Source organism: Pseudomonas sp. BGA-UO-ETr-WB11 (assembly GCF_059567785.1).
In genome coordinates this window covers 171284-190715 of record NZ_JCAQOS010000006.1, presented here as the reverse complement: position 1 = coordinate 190715, position 19432 = coordinate 171284, and the positions used below count along the sequence as shown (strand labels likewise).

Annotated in this window: 15 protein-coding genes; 6 read left to right on the top strand and 9 right to left on the bottom strand. The window is 63.0% G+C overall.

From position 1 onward, the window contains the following. Positions 1-39: 39 nt before the first annotated feature. From grxD to AC56DI_RS09775, 3 genes are all read right to left on the bottom strand, one after another. Positions 40-366, bottom strand: a complete 327-nt coding sequence (gene grxD / locus AC56DI_RS09785; RefSeq protein ID WP_324518318.1) for a Grx4 family monothiol glutaredoxin — start codon at positions 364-366, stop codon at positions 40-42. A gap of 104 nt (positions 367-470) precedes the next feature. After that, positions 471-1103, bottom strand: coding sequence for a hypothetical protein (locus AC56DI_RS09780; RefSeq protein WP_496345980.1), 633 nt, complete (start codon positions 1101-1103; stop codon positions 471-473). Positions 1104-1127: 24 nt separating this feature from the next. Beyond that, positions 1128-3236 carry a molybdopterin oxidoreductase family protein gene (locus AC56DI_RS09775; protein ID WP_496345979.1) on the bottom strand — a complete coding sequence of 703 codons (2109 nt, stop codon included), beginning with the start codon at positions 3234-3236 and terminating at the stop codon, positions 1128-1130. Positions 3237-3718: 482 nt separating this feature from the next. On the opposite strand from AC56DI_RS09775, the gene argF reads away from it, so the two are divergent. Then, positions 3719-4639 (top strand): ornithine carbamoyltransferase, encoded by a 921-nt coding sequence (gene argF, locus AC56DI_RS09770; protein WP_496345978.1) that lies wholly within the window; start codon positions 3719-3721, stop codon positions 4637-4639. After that, a complete protein-coding gene (locus AC56DI_RS09765) occupies positions 4636-5682 on the top strand; it encodes an ABC transporter ATP-binding protein (protein WP_496345977.1) in 1047 nt (348 codons plus the stop codon). Before argF ends, AC56DI_RS09765 begins: the two co-directional genes overlap by 4 nt. 16 nt (positions 5683-5698) lie before the next feature. Here AC56DI_RS09765 and AC56DI_RS09760 read toward each other — a convergent pair whose 3' ends face one another. Next, positions 5699-6487, bottom strand: coding sequence for a PhzF family phenazine biosynthesis protein (locus AC56DI_RS09760; RefSeq protein ID WP_496345976.1), 789 nt, complete (start codon positions 6485-6487; stop codon positions 5699-5701). Positions 6488-6840: 353 nt separating this feature from the next. Here AC56DI_RS09760 and AC56DI_RS09755 point away from each other — a divergent pair, with 353 nt between their 5' ends. Then, on the top strand, positions 6841-8124 hold the full coding sequence (locus AC56DI_RS09755; RefSeq protein WP_496345975.1) for an alginate export family protein: 1284 nt from the start codon (positions 6841-6843) through the stop codon (positions 8122-8124). 123 nt (positions 8125-8247) lie between these two features. Further along, the gene (locus AC56DI_RS09750; protein WP_496345974.1) at positions 8248-9033 is read left to right on the top strand and encodes a type IV pili methyl-accepting chemotaxis transducer N-terminal domain-containing protein; all 786 of its coding nucleotides are present in this window, start codon (positions 8248-8250) and stop codon (positions 9031-9033) included. An 11-nt stretch (positions 9034-9044) separates the two neighbouring features. Here the strand turns inward: AC56DI_RS09750 and glpK are convergent, their stop codons facing one another. Together glpK and ybaK are read right to left on the bottom strand one after the other, a co-directional pair. Beyond that, positions 9045-10532, bottom strand: coding sequence for a glycerol kinase GlpK (gene glpK, locus AC56DI_RS09745; RefSeq protein WP_496345973.1), 1488 nt, complete (start codon positions 10530-10532; stop codon positions 9045-9047). Positions 10533-10714: 182 nt separating this feature from the next. Beyond that, positions 10715-11185, bottom strand: a complete 471-nt coding sequence (gene ybaK / locus AC56DI_RS09740) for a Cys-tRNA(Pro) deacylase (protein WP_496345972.1) — start codon at positions 11183-11185, stop codon at positions 10715-10717. 220 nt (positions 11186-11405) lie between these two features. Here ybaK and AC56DI_RS09735 point away from each other — a divergent pair, with 220 nt between their 5' ends. Both AC56DI_RS09735 and glpD read left to right on the top strand, forming a co-directional pair. Then, positions 11406-12164 (top strand): DeoR/GlpR family DNA-binding transcription regulator, encoded by a 759-nt coding sequence (locus AC56DI_RS09735; protein WP_496345971.1) that lies wholly within the window; start codon positions 11406-11408, stop codon positions 12162-12164. Between the two features lie 125 nt (positions 12165-12289). Next, entirely contained in the window at positions 12290-13822 is a 1533-nt protein-coding gene (gene glpD / locus AC56DI_RS09730; RefSeq protein ID WP_496345970.1) for a glycerol-3-phosphate dehydrogenase, read from the top strand. A 322-nt stretch (positions 13823-14144) separates the two neighbouring features. Here the strand turns inward: glpD and brnQ are convergent, their stop codons facing one another. From brnQ to metE, 3 genes are all read right to left on the bottom strand, one after another. Continuing rightward, the gene (gene brnQ / locus AC56DI_RS09725) at positions 14145-15458 is read right to left on the bottom strand and encodes a branched-chain amino acid transport system II carrier protein (protein ID WP_496345969.1); all 1314 of its coding nucleotides are present in this window, start codon (positions 15456-15458) and stop codon (positions 14145-14147) included. Between the two features lie 251 nt (positions 15459-15709). Beyond that, a complete protein-coding gene (locus AC56DI_RS09720; RefSeq protein WP_496345968.1) occupies positions 15710-16732 on the bottom strand; it encodes an alpha/beta fold hydrolase in 1023 nt (340 codons plus the stop codon). 378 nt (positions 16733-17110) lie between these two features. Next, complete coding sequence (metE, locus tag AC56DI_RS09715; protein WP_496345967.1) at positions 17111-19402, bottom strand: 5-methyltetrahydropteroyltriglutamate--homocysteine S-methyltransferase; 2292 nt, start codon at positions 19400-19402, stop codon at positions 17111-17113. Positions 19403-19432: the final 30 nt, after the last annotated feature.

The window sequence follows — 19432 nt, the reverse complement described above, 5'->3', positions numbered from 1 at the left end:
ACCCGCACTTGGCGGGTTTTTTATTACAGGTACGACGACTCAGGCGTTGGCCTTGCTGGTCGCGTCCTTGATCATGGTTTGCAGCTCGCCGCTTTCATACAGCTCAACCATGATGTCGCTGCCGCCAACCAGCTCACCGGCTACCCACAGCTGCGGGAAGGTCGGCCAGTTGGCGTACTTCGGCAGGTTGGCGCGGATTTCCGGGTTTTGCAGGATGTCGACGAAGGCAAACTTCTCGCCGCAGCCCATCACTACCTGCGCCGCCTTGGCCGAGAAACCGCACTGCGGCGCGTTCGGCGAACCCTTCATGTACAGCAGAACGGTGTTCTTGCTGATCTGATCTTTGATCGTTTCGATGATATCCATGGAGCACCTCGCTTGAGCTTTCCCGGACTCTCACCGGGCACGATGGCGGCGATTCTAACCCAAACCCGAGCATATTTCTCGGTCATTGGGCGGGCAAAAAACCCTTAAAAAATCTGTCCAAGGGCGGCCTTGGTCGTGCCTATCCACACCAGCGCCTGCAACTTGAACAACGCCCAGCGGTCACCACTTTGCAGTTCTGGCTCGCCACAACGGGGGTCGGAGCGCTGCAGGGCGCCGGTCATTTGCCGGCTCACGGGGATGGCCTCGCAGCCATGGCTGTCTTCGCAGACGAAGTCCCAGGGCTGACGCGCCGGCGCATGGCAGGCAAAGCAGTTGCCGCCAAAACGGTTGTTAACCTCGGCAAAACCACGGGCACGGATCGCGGTTTGCTTGCCATCAACCGCCAGTTCAAAGAACTCCCAATCACCCGTGGCTGGGCTGAAGCCGGCCTCGCGCTTGACCATCGCCTCGGTGGGCACCAACTGGATCACCGAACCCGGCGGGTACACCGCGCCGCCCGGCGCATTCGCCGCCGCCAGGGTGGCGGGCAAATTACCGAGAACGTTATCGACGAAAAAATGCCGGACCGGGGTCATCTCGCGGATGCAGCGAAAGCTCTGCGCATCGACGGCCAACGCACCAGACGGTGCCTCGGCGGCGGTCAATCCGCCGGGCAACATAGCCGGTAACAAGAGCGCCGACAGGGTGAAAGCTTTTGACAGATGAAAAACACGCATTGGCAACCACTACTCCAGAAACAATTAGGCAGAAAGAACTTCAACCGGCACACCATTGAGCGCGGCGTTGCCGGACAGCCCGTCCAGCAGGCGTTCATCGGTCAGGTCGTTGGCACTGGCGCCAGGCTGGGCGCGGGCAATGGCCAGCTGCACACCCTGGCGACCGTGGCCCCAACCGTGGGGCAGGCTGACGACGCCGGGCATCATATCGCTGCTGCTCGCCACCTCCACCTCAATAGTGCCGACGCGCGAGCGCACGCACACCCGTTGACCATCGGCCAGGCCACGGGCGGCCAGGTCGTCCGGGTGCATCAGCAGTTGATGGCGCGGCTTGCCCTTCACCAGGCGGTGGTAGTTGTGCATCCAGGAATTATTGCTGCGCACATGGCGGCGGCCGATCAGCAACAGCTGCTCGGGGTTGCCCGCAGGCGCATCGGCCAAACGCTGCAAGTCGGCCAACAACAAGGCCGGGGCCGCTTCGATGGTTTTGCTGGCGGTCTTCAGGCGTACCGCCAAGTTGGCCTTGAGCGGCCCCAGGTCCAGCCCGTGGGGCTGCTCACGCAGGCCGGCCAGGGACAGCTTGTGCGCAGATTTGTCGCCATAGGGGCCAAAACGCAGGCCCATGTCGATCATCTGTTCCGGGGCCATGGTTGGCTTCAGCTCAGCGCCGGTGTGCGCGGCAAAGGCCTTGGCCAGACCGACAAAAATTTCCCAGTCATGCAACGTGCCCTCGGGCTTGGCCAACACCGCCTCGTTGAAGCGGGTGACGTTGCGCACCGCGAAGGCGTTGAAGGTGGTGTCGTAGTGATCGTGCTCCAGCGGCCCGGTGGGCGGCAGGATCAGGTCAGCGAAGCGACTGGTCTCGTTGATGTAGAAATCCAGGCTGAGCATAAACTCCAGACCACCCAACCCCTGCTCCAACTGCCGGCCATTGGGTGTCGACAGCACCGGGTTGCCGGCCACGGTGACCAGGGCGCGAATCTGCCCCTCGCCTGGGGTAAGCATTTCTTCCGCCAGGGCCGCCACAGGCAGCTCGCCGCTGTATTCCGGCAGACCGGAGACACGGCTTTGCCAGCGGTTGAAATGGCCGCCGGAGGTGGCGGCGACGATATCGACCGCAGGCTCGGTGCAGAGCACGCCACCAACCCGATCAAGGTTGCCGCTGACCAGATTGATCAGCTGCACCAACCACTGGCACAAGGTACCGAACGCCTGGGTGGAAACCCCCATACGGCCGTAGCACACCGCCTTATCGGCGCTGGCGAAATCCCGCGCCAGTTGGCGAATGGTCGCCGCTGGCACGCCACAGCGGGTGCTCATGGCCTCGGCGGTAAAGCCGGCGATAGCACTGCGCACCGCGTCCAGATCACTGATCGGCAAATGGCTGGCGCGGGTCAGGTCCTCATCAAAGAGGGTATTGAGCAACCCACAGAGCAGCGCAGCGTCTTCGCCAGGGCGAACAAACACGTGCTGATCGGCAATCGCCGCCGTTTCGCTACGCCGCGGATCGACCACCACCAACTTGCCGCCGCGCTTCTGGATGGCCTTGAGGCGTTTTTCCACGTCCGGCACGGTCATGATGCTGCCGTTGGAAGCCAGTGGATTGCCACCGAGAATCAGCATGAAGTCGGTGTGATCGATATCGGGGATCGGGATCAGCAAGCCGTGACCGTACATCAGGTGGCTGGTCAGGTGGTGCGGCAGTTGGTCTACCGAGGTGGCGGAAAAACGGTTACGGGTTTTTAGCAAGCCAAGGAAGTAGTTGCTATGGGTCATTAGCCCATAGTTGTGCACGCTGGGGTTGCCCTGGTACACCGCCACCGCGTTCTGCCCGTGGCGCGCCTGAACATCGGCCAGGCGCTCGGCCACCAGATTGAACGCTTCGTCCCAGCCTATGGCCTGCCACTCGCTGCCGATCCGACGCATGGGCTGACGCAGGCGGTCGGGGTCACTCTGAATATCCTGCAGGGCCACAGCCTTGGGGCAGATATGGCCACGGCTGAAGCTGTCTTCAGCGTCGCCCTTGATCGACACGATCTGCACCTGGCCAGCAGCGTCGGCCTCGGTCTGGATGGTCAGGCCACAGATGGCCTCGCACAGGTGGCAGGCGCGGTGATGCAGGGTTGTGCTCATGACGAACCTCGGGATTATTGTTTTAACAGGCCGTTGAAAAACGTAGGCGAGGCAGGCAAGACAAGGCAAAAACAGGCGAGGAAGCGGAGTTTACGAGCGGTAAATGAGCATAACTCGCTGCACTCGCCCTTCGGGTCGCGCTGAAGCGCGCTAGCCGCAATCGGCTTCCGAGCCTGTTTTTAACGCCGTATTGCCAACGCAGGTAGTTTTTAAACAGCCTGCTAGTCGACCGGTCAGGTCGCACCACTATGGCGACTGCCGGGCACCGGCGCCAGCAGCCTTAGTGCCATGAATCAGGCATCATCAGCGTCAAGCACAGGCGCCCTCGCCCCTTGGCAATTTGCGCCTATGCGTAACTTCCTTATAAGATCGCGCCTCCCCTATTCGTCGCACTGAGCGGCCCACGCCGCTGGTTACCTAGGCTTTTCCCTGAAAAACCTGCTTCAAGGTCCAGCGTGTTGTTGTAACTAAGGTAGTTAATGATGAGCGCAAGGCACTTTCTCTCGCTGTTGGACTGTACGCCCGCAGAGTTGAGCAGCCTGATCCGCCGAGGTATCGAACTGAAAGCCCTGCGCAACCGCGGCGGCCTGTTCGAACCGCTGAAAAACCGCGTGCTCGGCATGATTTTCGAAAAAGCCTCGACCCGCACCCGTCTGTCTTTCGAAGCCGGCATGATTCAACTGGGCGGCCAGGCAATCTTTCTCTCGCCGCGCGACACCCAGCTGGGCCGTGGCGAACCGATTGGCGACTGCGCGATTGTTATGTCGCGCATGCTTGACGCGGTGATGATCCGCACCTTCGCCCACAGCACCCTGACTGAGTTTGCCGCCCACTCGCGCGTACCGGTGATCAACGGCCTGTCCGATGACCTGCACCCATGCCAGTTGCTGGCCGACATGCAAACCTTCCTCGAACACCGTGGCGCCATTCAGGGCAAGACCGTGGCCTGGATCGGCGACGGCAACAACATGTGCAACAGCTACATCGAAGCCGCGCTGCAGTTCGACTTCCAACTGCGCGTGGCTTGCCCTGAAGGCTACGAGCCCGATGCGCGCTTCCTGGCGATGGCCGGTGAGCGCGTGCAGATTGTCCGCGACCCGCGCGAAGCCGTGGCCGGCGCCCACCTGGTGAGCACCGACGTGTGGACATCCATGGGCCAGGAAGAAGAAACCGCTAAGCGCCTCAAGCTGTTCGCGCCCTATCAGGTGACCCGCGAACTGCTCGACCTGGCCGCCAGCGACGTGCTGTTTATGCACTGCCTGCCGGCCCACCGCGGCGAGGAAATCAGCCTCGACCTGCTCGACGACCCACGTTCAGTAGCCTGGGATCAGGCCGAGAACCGTCTGCACGCGCAGAAGGCGCTGCTGGAAATGCTCGTCGAGCCGGCTTACCACCACGCATGAGCCAACCCCTGCTGCTCAGCCTGCGCAATCTGGGTTGCGGCTACCGCGGCCAAGCGGTAGTCCGCGACCTCAACCTGCACCTCAATGCCGGTGATATCGGTTGCCTGCTCGGCCCTTCCGGCTGCGGCAAGACCACCACCCTGCGCGCGATTGCCGGCTTCGAGTCGGTGCAGCAAGGCGAGATCAGCTTGGCCGGCGAGGTCATCTCCCGCGCCGGCTTCACCCTGGCGCCTGAGAAGCGCCGGGTCGGCATGGTGTTTCAGGATTACGCCCTGTTCCCGCACCTGACTGTGGCGCAGAACGTGGCCTTTGCCATCCGCCAGCACCCACAACGGGAGCAGATCACCCGTGAGCTGCTGGAGCTGGTCAAGCTGGAAAGCCTCGGCCAGCGCTACCCCCACGAGCTGTCCGGCGGCCAGCAGCAGCGCGTGGCCCTGGCCCGTGCTCTGGCGCCGGACCCGCGCTTATTGCTACTGGACGAGCCGTTTTCCAACCTTGATGGCGAGCTGCGACGCAAGCTCAGCCAGGAGGTTCGCGAGATCCTCAAGGCCCGCGGCATCAGTGCCATCCTGGTCACCCACGACCAGCAGGAAGCCTTTGCCGTCAGCGATCACGTCGGCGTATTCAATGAAGGTCGCCTGCAGCAGTGGGACACGCCCTACAACCTCTACCACGAGCCGCTGACGCCCTTTGTTGCCAGCTTTATCGGCCAGGGGTATTTCATTCGCGGCCAGTTGCTGTCACCCGACACGGTGCAGACCGAGCTCGGCGTGATCCGCGGTAACCGCGCGTATCAGTGGCCAACCGGCAGCGCCGTGGATGTACTGCTGCGGCCGGACGACATCGTTTACGCCCCTGGCAGCGAGCTACAGGCACGCATCGTCGGCAAGACCTTCCTTGGCGCCGCCACGCTGTACCGCCTGCAACTGGCGACCGGCAGCCTGCTGGAATCGATCTTCCCCAGCCATGCCGACCTCGAACCCGGCAGCCATGTCGGCATCAGCATTGCCGCCGACCACCTGGTGGTCTTCCCCGCCCACTGACGGCCGCCGACGTAGCTTAGGCAGCACCCAGCCACAGGCGACCGCTGGCCACCAAACGGGCATGGCCGCCGATTTTCACCCGGTCACCCTCCAACCGACAGCGCAGCTCGCCGCCACGGCTTGAGCACTGGTAGGCGGACAGCATCGACTTGTTCAAGCGTTGCGCCCAATAAGGGATCAGGCTGCAATGGGCCGAGCCCGTGACGGGGTCTTCATTGATGCCGATGGCCGGGGCAAAAAAACGCGAGACAAAATCATGGTTGTCACCGCGCGCCGTGATGATCACACCCTGCCAGGGCAAACGCGCCAGCGCGGCAAAGTCCGGACGGCAAGCGCGCACGCTGCGTTCGTTATCCAGCACCACCAGCAACTTGTCGGCCGCCAGGGCGGTAACCACACTTACGCCCAGGGCCTGCTCCAGCTCGAGACTTACCGCCACCGCTTGCGGCATCAGCGCCGGGAAATCCAGCACCAGCAGCCCCTCTTCACGGCTGACACTGAGGGCTCCGGACTTGCAGCTAAAGGCGATCCCCTCACCCGGCTCGCCGTACACCTCGAATAACACCTGGGCCGCCGCCAGCGTGGCATGGCCGCACAAGGGCACCTCGGCCGCCGGCGTGAACCAGCGGATATGCCAGTGGCTGCCCTCTTTGACCATAAAAGCCGTCTCGGCCAGGTTGTGTTCCGCGGCGATCTGCTGCATCAGCTCGTCGCCCAGCCAAGCGTCCAGGCGATAGACCATCGCCGGATTACCGCGAAACGCGTGTTTGCTAAACGCATCGACCTGATGAAAATCCAGTTGCATGAGCCTTCCTCCTCGCCATTGATGCCTGCAGTGTGGCCGCCGCGGTGCACGGCCGCCCGTTACAGCGGAAGCTTTTTCCACAATCACAGTTCGTCAACTGCACTGCCCTGGGTCCGCCCTGCGCATACGGGCGCCACGGCAGTGCAGCCCGCGTCATGAAAACCACGCAAAACTGTAACAATTTCATTGAAAATCAACATACTAGGAAAAATGGCACGCTCCCTGCTAAGACCCATCCCGGTCAGCACAAAGGCGTGTCTGCCAACCCGACAACGACGTCACGAAGCCTCGCATCTAACGGATGCAGCGGCTCGTGGCGTTTTTTTTTGCGTTTTGGCACAAGGAATACCGACATGCGTATCCACACTCTTTCTGTTCTTTCTCTGGCCGTTTGCGGCGCCTTTAGCAGCATTACCATGGCCGCCGAGGACCTCGCCAACCTGGTCGACTACGGCAAGGTCAGCGTCGATGCCCGCTACCGCTACGAGAACGTCGACCAGGACAACACCCTCAACAATGCCAACGCCCAGACCCTGCGCACCCGCATCGGCGTGCAGAGCGGCAAGTGGTACGGCCTGTCCGGCCTGGTTGAGGTCGACAATGTCAGCCGTATCGGTGATGCCTCTTACAACAACACCCGCGACGGTCAGAAGGACTTCTCCGTGGTCGCCGACCCGGATGGCACCGAGTTCAACCAGGCCCTGCTGCGCTATGACTACAAATACGGCAACGCCGTTGCCGGCCGTCAGCGCATCAACCTCGACAACCAGCGCTTCGTCGGTGGCGTGGCCTGGCGCCAAAACGAACAGACCTATGACGGCGTACTCGGCCAGATCAAACCGATCACCGGCATGACCCTGACCTACAGCTACCTCGACAACATCAACACCATCTTCGGTCCAGACAACGGCCGCTACGACAACAAGACCAACCCGGCCAACATCGAAGGCCACAGCCACCTGTTCAATGCCCAGTACATTCTCCTGCGTGATCGCCGTGGCGCACCGCAACTGACCCTGACCGGCTACAGCTACCAACTCGGCCTGGACAACATCGCAGTAACCGCTGCCGCCCCGGTGGGCAGCCTCTCCAGCCGCACCAACGGCGTACGTGCCACTGGCGCCATCGGCGCCTTGAGCATCGTCGGTGAATACGCGCAACAGGAAGACTACGCCGATAACCCGCAGGAACTGGACAGCGACTACTACCTGGCCGAACTGGGCTACACCTGGCAGGGCATCGTGTTCAAGGGCGGCTACGAGGTGCTCGGCGGTGACGACGGCGTCGGCAACCGCGCCTTCCAGACCCCGCTGGCGACCAAGCATGCTTTCCAGGGCTGGGCCGACGTGTTCCTTACCACCCCGGCCGATGGTATCGAGGATACCTACGTCGGTGTCACCGCACCGCTATGGGGTGGCCAGTTACAGGCCTGGTACCACGACTTCGACGCCGAGCAGAACAGCACCCGCTACGGCGACGAGATCGACCTTTCCTACGGTCACCCCATTCCAGCCGTTCCGGGCCTGACAGCGCTGGTGAAATACGCTAGCTACGATGCCGACACCGCAGTGCTGCGCGGCAACGTGGCCAACGTCGACACCGACAAGCTCTGGCTACAACTGCAGTACATCTACTGACCGAGCGTGCCCCGGCGCGCCCGCGCCCAGGGGCACCGCATCCGCGCCGCCGGCAGCTCTGCCGGCGGCGCGCACTCCACCGGGATGCGTAGCCGTCCCGCCGCTTGCCCAAGGAGATGCCCCATGCGTCTATCCCTGCGCCACCTGTTTCTCACTACCCTGCTCAGCCTAACCAGTCAGCCCAGTTGGGCTGTCATCAGTGATGCCGAAGCGATGAACCTGTCCGGCATGCAACGCATGCTCAGCCAGCGCCTGGCCAAGACTTACCTGATGATCGGCTCCGGCGTGCGCGCCGAGGTCGCCAATGAGCAATTCGATCAGAGCCTGGCCAAGTTCGAGAGCAACTACCAAGCCCTCAATGACTATGCCCCCAACGATGCCATTCGCCAGGAACTGGCGCGCGCCGGCGACCTCTGGCACACCTACCGGCAATTGCTGCTCACCAGTCCCAGCCGCCAAACTGCACCGCAGGTGCTGCTGGTCAGCGACCAGTTACTGGCGCAGTGCGAGAAAGTTGTGCAATTGATTCAACAACACACCGGCAGTACGTCGGCACTGCTGGTCAATCGCAGCGGCCGCCAGCGCATGCTCAGCCAGCGGATTGCCAAGCTCTACCTGGCACAGAGCTGGCACCTGCCGGTCGCCGGGCTGGACCAGCAGTTCCAGCAGGCCGTCGAGGAATTCGACAAGGCCCTGGGCGAACTGCAAAGCGCCGAGCAGAACACCCAGGCCATCAAGCTGGCACTGCAGAAAGCCGAGGCACAATGGAGCTTCTCCCGCGCGGGCTTTCGCCTGTCCGGTGACGCGCGTTATGTGCCGACCCTGATCACCACCACCACCGAAACCCTGCTGCGGCAAATGCAGGACCTCACCAGCGCCTATGAAGGGGTGATGCTAGCAGGCTCTTGAAACCCCCGGCCTCAGCCTTCGCTGCGAACCCGTTTGACCGCATCCAGCCAGCCGGCATACAGCTTGCTGCGGTGTTCACCGGCCATGCGCGGGGTGAAGCGCCGCTGCAGGTGCCAGTGGCTGGCCACCTCTTCCAGGCTGGCATACCAGCCAACCTGCAGACCAGCCAGATAGGCCACGCCCAGGGCCGTGGTTTCAGTCACCTCGGGGCGCTCCACCGGCACGCCGAGGATGTCGGCGAGAAATTGCATGACCCAGTTGTTTTCCACCATGCCACCGTCCACCCGCAAGGCGCTGGGCGCCGCGGCGCCGTCCTGGCGCATGGCTTCAAGCAGGTCGCAAGTCTGGTAGCACACCGACTGCAGGCCAGCGGTGACGATTTCCTTGATCCCGGTATCACGGGTCAAACCGAAGATCGCCCCGCGCGCCTTCGGGTCCCAGTAGGGTGCCCCAAGGCCGGTAAAAGCCGGCACCAGATACACCCCGCAGGCATCGCCGGTCTGCTCGGCCATGGCCTCGCTGTCGCGGGCGTGGCTGATCAGCTTGATGCCGTCACGCAGCCACTGCACAGCCGCGCCAGCAACGAAGATGCTGCCCTCCACCGCATAGCTGACCTCGCCGTTGAGCCGGTAGCCGACGGTGGTCAGCAAACGGTGCTGAGAGGTTACTGGCGTGGCGCCGGTATTCTGAATCATGAAGCAGCCGGTGCCGTAGGTGCTCTTGACCATGCCAGGGCTAAAACAGGCCTGACCGATCAGCGCGGCCTGCTGATCGCCGGCCATGCCCAGCACCGGAATGCTGGCCCCCAGCAACTCAGGCGTGGTGTGGCCAAACTCGGCGGCGCAATCGAGCACCTCCGGCAGCAGGCTGCGGGGGATGTCGAACAACGCCAGCAACTCGTCATCCCACTGCTGGCTGTGGATATTGAACAGCAGGGTGCGCGAGGCGTTGGTGGCATCGGTCTTGTGCGACTGGCCACCCGTCAGGCGCCAGAGCAGGAAGCTGTCGACCGTGCCAAAGCGCAGCTCGCCGCGCTCGGCGCGCTCACGGGCGCCGGGCACCTGCTGGAGAATCCAGCGCAGTTTGGTGGCGGAAAAGTACGGGTCGATCAGCAGCCCGGTCTTGGCCGCGACCGCGGCCTCATGGCCGGCGGCTTTCAGCTCGGCACAATAGTCGGCGGTGCGCCGGTCTTGCCAGACGATGGCCGGATGGATCGGCGTACCCGTCTGCGCATCCCACACCAGGGTGGTTTCGCGCTGGTTGGTGATGCCGATGGCGGCCACCTGCTCGGCCTGCAAACCACCGCTGCTCAAAGCCTCACGGCAGACCTTGAGGGTGCTCAGCCACAGCTCCTCGCCATCGTGCTCGACCCAGCCATCCTGGGGGAAATACTGCTTGAACTCCTGCTGCGCACTGGCCACCGGCAGGCCCTGGGCGCTGAACACGATGGCCCGGCTGCTGGTAGTGCCCTGGTCGATGGCGAGAAGGTAATGAGCCATAAAATCCGTCCTGTTGTTCTTCTGGGTTCAGCAATAAAAGGTGTTGTTCCTGCTGCCTGTTACCGCATCAACGTACTGGCGCAGGAGCGGCTTCAGTCGCGAATCAATCTGCGCCGGCGAATTGTGTGGGAGCGGTCTTGACCGCGAAGCCTTTGAACACACTAGTCAACACTCGCTAACACCTACTCGCGGCCGATATCGGCAAACCGGGCCTGAGTATGTTCGGCCAGGGTGGCGGCACTCAGCTCCACTTCCAGACCGCGACGGCCAGCACTGACAAAAATGCTCTCGTGCGACTGCGCCGAATTGTCGATAAAGGTGCGCAGACGCTTTTTCTGTCCCAACGGGCTGATGCCGCCCAGCAAGTAGCCCGTGCTGCGCTGCGCCGCCTGAGGGTCGGCCATCTCGGCCTTCTTAACCCCAGCTGCGTGAGCCAGGGCCTTGAGGTCGAGACTGCCGGCCACCGGCACCACCGCCACCAGTAACTCGCCCTTCTCGCTGGCGGCCAGCAGGGTCTTGAACACCCGCTCAGGCGGCAACTGCAGTTTTTCCGCGGCTTCCAGGCCATAGGACGCGGCCTTGGGGTCGTGCGTGTAGCTGTGCACCTGATGGACCGCTCGGGCTTTTTTCAACAGATCGATGGCTGGTGTCATGTTCGATAACGAAAATAGTGAAAAAGTGCGCGTACATTAGCGGAAAAAACTGCCGGAGGCAGTTTTTAACGTCGTGCAGCGACGGCCCGCAGGGTGGCCACCATGGATGGCAGGCCATAAAATTCGTCCGCGGGCACTCTGCCCGGCGCAACGGCTAACGGGACGCTGATCCACACGGCCCGTTGGCCGTTATACTGGCGGCCATTCCCAGGGAGATCCCATGAGCCTAGCCCCGCGCCAACAAAGCATCCTCGAACGTGCCCGCGAACAAGGTTATGTGAGCATCGACGAGCTGGCCCAGGCCTTTGCCATGACCCCGCAGACCATCCGCCGCGACATCAACCAGCTGTCCGACCAGGGTTTGCTGCGGCGCACCCACGGCGGCGCGGCCAGCGTTGGCTCAAGCATCCAGAACACCGCCTACGCCATGCGCGCCGGGCTGATGCGCGACGAGAAGCAGCGCATCGCTGAGGCCATCGCCGCGCAGATCCCCGACCACGCCTCGCTGTTCATCAACATCGGCACCACCACCGAGGCCATTGCCCGCGCCCTGCTCAACCACAGCGGCCTGAAGGTCATCACCAACAACCTGCACGTGGCCGCCCTGCTCAGCGCCAAGGCTGATTTCGAAGTGCTGCTGGCCGGCGGTACGGTGCGCAGCGACGGCGGTGTGGTCGGTCAGGCAGCGGTGGATTTCATCCGCCAGTTCAAGGTCGACTACGCCCTGGTGGGCATCAGCGGCATCGACGAAGACGGTAGCCTGCTCGACTTCGATTACCAGGAAGTGCGAGTCTCCCAGGCCATCATTGACAACGCCCGCCAGGTGTTCCTGGCCGCCGACTCAAGTAAGTTCGGCCGCAACGCCGTGGTGCGCCTGGGCCCCATCAGCCTGGTCGACAAGGTGTTCACTGACCACGCCCCCAGCGCCGCCATCAGCCGCCTGCTGCACGAGCAGAAGATCCAGCTCGAACTGCACTGAAACTTCTACGCTGAACTGACCACCCGGCGCGCCAACGCAGATCGGGGTGGTCAGACTGCGCGCTTTCGTCTAGCATATTTTCGAAAGTGAACATTCAGCGTTCGAATCTGATTAGCGGTGCCTCCATGACCACAACCCCAGCAAGCTCCGACCCTCTCGCCGAAGTCTATGACTTGGCCGTCATCGGCGGCGGCATCAATGGCGCGGGGATCGCCGCCGACGCCGCTGGCCGCGGCCTGTCGGTGTTCCTTTGCGAAAAGGACGACCTGGCCCAGCACACCTCCTCGGCCAGCAGCAAACTGATCCACGGCGGCCTGCGCTACCTCGAACACTATGAATTCCGCCTGGTACGTGAAGCCCTGGCCGAGCGTGAAGTGCTGCTGGCCAAGGCACCGCACATCGTCAAGCCGCTGCGTTTTGTCCTGCCGCACCGCCCGCACCTGCGCCCGGCGTGGATGATCCGCGCTGGCCTGTTCCTCTACGACCACCTCGGCAAGCGGGAAAAACTGCCCGGCTCGCGCAGCCTGCGCTTCGGTGCCGGCAGCCCGCTGAAGGCCGAGATCAGCCGCGGTTTCGAATACTCCGACTGCTGGGTCGACGACGCACGCCTGGTGGTGCTCAACGCCATGACTGTGCGCGAGCATGGCGGCCATGTGCACACCCGCACCCGCTGTGTCAGCGCGCGGCGCAGCAAGGGCCTCTGGCACCTGCATCTGGAGCGTAACGACGGCAGCCGCTACTCGATCCGCGCTCGCGCCCTAGTGAATGCCGCCGGCCCATGGGTGGCACGCTTTATCCAGGACGACCTCAAGCAGCAGTCGCCCTACGGCATCCGCCTGATCCAGGGCAGCCATCTCGTCGTGCCGCGCCTGTTCGACGGCGAGCAGGCGTACATCCTGCAGAACGAGGATGGCCGCATCGTCTTCGCCATTCCTTATCTGGAACGCTTCACCCTGATCGGCACCACCGACCGCGAATACCAGGGCGACCCGGCCCAGGTAAAAATCACCGACCCGGAAATCGACTACCTGCTTGAAGTGGTCAATGCCCACTTCAAGCAGCAGATCGCCCGCAGCGACATCCTGCACACCTACGCCGGCGTGCGCCCGCTGTGCGATGACGAGTCGGATAAGCCGTCGGCCATCACCCGCGACTACACCCTGGCGCTGTCCGGCCACCCTGGTGAGGCGCCACTGCTGTCGGTGTTCGGCGGCAAACTGACCACCTACCGCAAGCTGGCCGAATCGGCGCTCAGCCAGCTGGCGCCGTACTTCAGCCAGATGCAAAGCAGCTGGACCGCCAGCGCACCGCTGCCCGGTGGCGAACAGATGAGCAGCGTCGATGAACTCAGCGAGCGCCTGTGCCAGCAGTTTGGCTGGCTGCCCCTGAGCCTGGCCAAGCGCTGGGCCAGCAGTTATGGCTCGCGCATCTGGAAGCTACTCGACGGGGTGAGCAACCTCAGCGAACTGGGCGAACACCTGGGCGCTGGCCTGTATACCCGCGAAGTGGATTACCTGTGCTGCGAAGAGTGGGCACACAGCAGCGCCGACATCCTCTGGCGGCGCAGCAAACTCGGCCTGTTTATGACCCCAGGCCAGCAAGCCAAACTTGAGCACTACCTAAACACCCGCAATGCACTCGGCGCCGACGCCGCCTGACAAACCGAACAAGTCCCCCTTGGCCCCGCAACTGCGGGGCTTTTTTTCGGCTATGTACCCGTTAACTGTTGCAGCGCTAGCGTCGCGCCGTAGGAGCGGCTTCAGCCGCGATGCTTTCAAGGCAAACGGCATCGCGGATAAATCCGCTCCTACAGAAGCTCAGTCGCACCTTAAACGCATAATATGGACAGAGCCTTTTATTCGGCCGTTGAAAGCTCGTTTGAGCATCGCAGGCAGACTTGCGCCCCAACAGCGAGCAGATAAACACGCAAAAAAAACGGCCTCCTCAGGAGACCGTCTGATTCCACCCACTGCTGCCGCCCTACTCGACCTGCAACTGCGGCGTGCCACGCAAACGATCAAAAGCAGCAGCCAGCAGCAGAGTGAGGGCCACCGGCAACAGCCAACCAAGCCCCTCGGCAGCCAGTGGCAGGTGGCTGCACGCGGCCGGCACAAAGCTCTTCAGGCCGGCGGCATTGAGGCCATCGAACAGACCAAACACCAGGGTAACCGCCATCACCGGCACAAACACCCGGCGTGGCTGGCACCACAGGCGGTCGGCCAGGCTCAGGGCTACCAGCACGATGGCCAGCGGATACAGGCCGACCAGCACCGGCACGGATACGCTGATCAACTGGGTCAGGCCTTGATTGGCCACCAGCAGGCTGAACACGCCGAGGGCAATCACCACCGTACGATAGGACAGCGGCAGCAGCTTGCTGAAGAACTCGCCGCAGGCGGTCAACAGGCCCACCGCCGTGGTCAGGCAAGCCAGGGTGATGACCACCGCCAGCAAGACGCTGCCGGCGGCGCCAAAGGTGTGCTGCACATAGCTGGAAAGGATCTGCACGCCGTTCTGCGCCTCGCCGGCAATGCCCTGACTGGTGGCGCCAAGATAGAACAGTGCGAGATAGACCAGCGACAGGCCCACGGCGGCAATCATCCCGGCGCTGACTGCATAGCGAGTGATCAGCGCTTCGTTGCTAACCCCGCGATCACGAATGGCGGTGGCAATCACGATGCCGAACACCAGTGCACCAAGGGTGTCCATGGTCAGGTAGCCCTGCAAAAAGCCCTGCACCAGCGGTGCGTTTTGGTAGGCCACGGTCGTCGTGCCGATGGCCCCTGCGGGCACCAGCAGCGCCGCGCCACCGAGCACCAGCAAGGCACTCAGCAGCACCGGGGTGATCCACTTGCCGATGCGATCCACCAGTTGTCCGGGGTTGAGCGAGAGGAACAACACCGCGGCGAAATACACCAGGGTATACAACCCTAGAGCTAGATCACTGCTGCCACTGAAGGGCGCCATGCCCATCTCGAAGGCCACCACAGCGGTGCGCGGCGTGGCGAACAGCGGGCCGATAGCCAGGTACACGACAATCGCAAATAGCCCTCCGGCCTTGACGCCCAGGGGCGCGGTCAGGCGTGGCAAACCACCCCCGACCCGCGCCAGAGCAACCACTGTCAGCAGCGGCAAGCCAACACCGGTGAGCAGAAAGCCCGCCGCCGCCAGCCACACTTGCTCACCAGCCGCTAGGCCGACACTGGGTGGAAAGATGATATTGCCGGCACCCAGAAACAGAGCAAAGGTCATAAACCCAAGGGCCAACAGGTCGGAACGGGTCAAGCGTTGCATGAGGTCACCACAGCAGAGAAATCGGCAGAGGTTTCCCACGGGGATGATGGGGGAAACGCCAGGCGCAGCAGTTGCCCGGCAGGCGCGGCAGACCTCTTGTGAAGGCCCTCGCGCGCAAGGGCCGCCACCTTAAAGCAAGCCGCCGCCGACCACACGGGCCGCCTGGCAGCTGGTCGGCAGGACAACTGAGGATGTCGCCATTATGAAATTTTCTGACCGTTCAGCCAAGCCTTGACTGCTATTGGTCACGTTCAGCGCACGACCTGAGACCCTGGCTTCACCGGCAGACTGGCCAGTTGCTGGCCACTCAGGTGTTCGCGCTGCAAGTACGGCATCAGCGCGTCCAACAGGGGTTGCTTGAAGGCCGTTTGAAAGCGATGGGCCAAGCCGGGGATCAGTACCAACTGGCTACCGCGGATCTGCGCCGCCAGGTGCACGCCGTGCATCACCGGCAGCAAGGGGTCGGCGGTGCCGTGGATCACCAGAGTCGGCACCTGCAGGCGACGGAGCAATTCGACCCGGCTCGGCTCGGCCAGAATCGCCAGCAACTGCCGCTCCACCCCGGCCGGATTAAACGCCCGGTCATAGCTGCGCGCGGCCAGGCGCAACAACTCGCCGCGCTCATCCTGCACCCGTGGGCTGCCAAGGGCCGCCAGCAGGTCGGCCTGTTGCTCCAGAGCCAGGGCCCGACTGGGCGCCTCGCGCCGGGCCAGCAACTCCAGCAACGCCTGCTTGGGCGCCGGCAAACCCTGGGCGCTGGAGCTGCTCATCAACAGGGTCAAGCTCAGCACCCGCTGCGGCGCCAGGTCCGCCAAGTGCTGGGCGATCATGCCGCCCATGCTCGCACCGAGCAGATGAAAGCGCTCGATCCGCAGGCTGCTCATCAACTGCAAGGCATCGCCGGCCATGTCACGCAGGTGATAGGGCGCCGTCACCGGCAAACCCAGCTTGTAGCGCAACACACCGAGAGCCAGGTTGGCCTCGGGTGCGCCCTGAGGCCAGGCTGACAGGCCGACGTCACGGTTATCAAACCGGATCACGCGCAGGCCTTGCTGACACAGACGCGTGAGCACCGCATCAGGCCAGTCGATCAGTTGACCACCGACACCCATCACCAGCAGCAAAGCCGGATCGGTGGGGCGACCGATGCTTTGGTAAGCCAGGCGCACGTCACCCACCACCTGGGTTTCGGTGGGCACGCGCACATCACAAGAAGAGGCCGCAAAACACGGCAGGCCGCACAACAGGGCGGCACAGAAAAGCAAGGCACGCATGGCAAGATCCACAGCTAAGACTCAGCAAAGAGCGGAGTCTGACCAAGCCCGCGCGACAGCGCTGCCACAAAGCCGTGACAGTTTGATGAACTTAGCCGAACGGTCGTGACGTTGGTGGATTGGCTCAGCCGGTTAAGCCCCCCCTCCCGTAGGAGCGGCTTCAGCCGCGAAGCTGTGCGGTGTGTGGAGGGTTCGCGGCTAAAGCCGCTCCTACAAGAGCTCGATCGCCGCGCACACACGCAGCGCAACTCCATAGGTTGGCGAGAGCTGCGCAGTGGGCTAGATCAGCATCAGCAACACCCGCCACCGTTCCCGTAGGAACGGCTTCGCGAGGCGGTGGAATGGATTCAAACGGGCGCCTCCAGGCAAATCCCAGACTCAGGCCAATTCACTCCGCAGCTGCCGAGCCGCTGCCACCATGTTCACCAGTGCGGCTTCGGTTTCTGGCCAGGCGCGGGTTTTCAAGCCGCAATCGGGGTTGACCCACAGCCGCTCGACGGAGATGCGCTGGGCCGCCTTGCGCAACAAGTTGACCATTTCGCGACTGTCCGGCACCCGCGGCGAGTGGATATCGTAGACCCCTGGACCGATGTCGTTGGGGTAGGCAAAGGCCTCGAATGCCTCAAGCAACTCCATGTCAGAGCGCGACGTTTCGATGGTGATGACGTCGGCATCCATGGCGGCGATCGACTCGATCACGTCGTTGAACTCGCTGTAGCACATGTGCGTGTGGATCTGGGTTTCGTCGCGCACGCCCGAGGCGCACAGGCGGAACGCCTCGGTGGCCCAGCTCAGGTAGTCCTGCCATTGTGCACGGCGCAACGGCAGGCCTTCGCGGAAGGCGGCTTCGTCGATTTGAATAACCTTGATGCCGGCGGCCTCCAGGTCCACCACTTCGTCACGAATCGCCAAGGCCAACTGGCGCGCCTGCTGCTCGCGGGAAATATCGTCGCGCGGGAATGACCACATCAGCATGGTCACCGGGCCGGTGAGCATGCCCTTCATGACCTTTTTAGTCAGGGTCTGTGCATAGCTGATCCACTCCACCGTCATGGCCTTGGGCCGACTCAGGTCACCAAAGATCACCGCGGGTTTGACGCAACGCGACCCGTAGCTCTGCACCCAACCAAAGCGGGTGAAGGCATAGCCGTCGAGCTGTTCGGCGAAGTATTCGACCATGTCGTTACGCTCGGCTTCGCCGTGCACCAGCACATCCAGGCCAAGGTTTTCCTGCACCTGCACCGCGTGGCGAATCTCGCTTTGCATGGCCTCGGTGTAGTCGGCCGGGGACAGCTTGCCGGCCTTGAATGACTGGCGTGCCAAGCGGATGGCCGCCGTCTGCGGAAAGGAGCCGATGGTGGTGGTCGGTAACGCCGGCAGTTGCAAGCGCGCCCGCTGCTGCTCAATGCGCTGCACAAAGGGTGAATGGCGTTGGCTGTCGGCCGCCGTGATCGCCGCCAGACGCGCCTGCACGGCGGGTTTATGGATACGCGGCGACTGTGCACGGCTGACCTGCACGTTGGTGCTGTAGGCCAGTGCAGCCTGCACGCCTGCAGCCTCCGGCTGGTTAATGGCCTGGGTCAGCACGGCGACCTCGGCGCACTTCTGCACGGCAAAAGCCAGCCAGCTGCGCAGCTCGGCATCCAGTTGTTCTTCGCGGCCCAAGTCCACTGGGCTGTGCAAAAGCGAGCAAGACGGTGCCAGCCACAAGCGCTCGGCAAAACGACCATAGGCGTCCTGGGCCAAGGCCAGCGCGGCGGCCAGATCGGTACGCCAGACATTGCGACCATTGACCAAACCGAGGGAAAGCACTTTGTAGTTCGGCAGGCGATCGAGCAGCAGCGGCAGTTGCTCCGGCGCCCGCACCAGGTCCACGTGCAGGCCATCCACCGGCAAATTGACCACCAACCCGAGGTTGTCCTGCAGGCCACCAAAATAGGTGGCCAGGAGTTTTTTCAGCGGTGCGTGTTGCAGCAGGTTGTAGGCGCGCTCGAAGGCATTCTTCCAGTCCTGGGGCAAATCCAGCACCAGGATCGGCTCGTCGATCTGCACCCACTCCACCCCCTGGGCTGCCAAGCGACCGAGGATCTCGCCATACACCGGCAGCAGGCGTTCGAGCAGTTCCAGTTTGTCGAATGCCTCGCCCTTGACCTTGCCCAACCACAGGTAAGTCAGCGGGCCGATCAGCACCGGCTTGACCTTATGGCCCAGGCTGTGGGCCTCGGCCACTTCGTCGAATAGCTGCTCCCAACTCAGCTGGAATTTTTGCTCGGCGCTGAATTCCGGGACCAGGTAGTGGTAGTTGGTGTCGAACCACTTGGTCATTTCTTGGGCGTGGGCCCCACCGCAACAGGAACTCTGACTGACCCCTCGGGCCATGCCGAACAGGGTATCGAGGGTTGGCTGGCCACTGGGTGGGCGAAAGCGCTCGGGGATCACGCCGAAGGTCAGCGAGTGGGTCAGCACCTGGTCGTACCAGGCAAAATCACCGACGGGCAGCAGCTCGATCCCAGCCTCTTTCTGCAACTGCCAGTGGGCAGCGCGCAACTGGCGGCCAATGGCCTGCAAGCCCGCTTCATCCGGCTCGCCTTTCCAGTATGCCTCCAGGGCTTTTTTCAATTCACGGTCGCGACCGATGCGCGGAAAACCAAGGGAATGGGACAAGGCCATGTCAGAACGCTCCAGAAGATCAATACGATG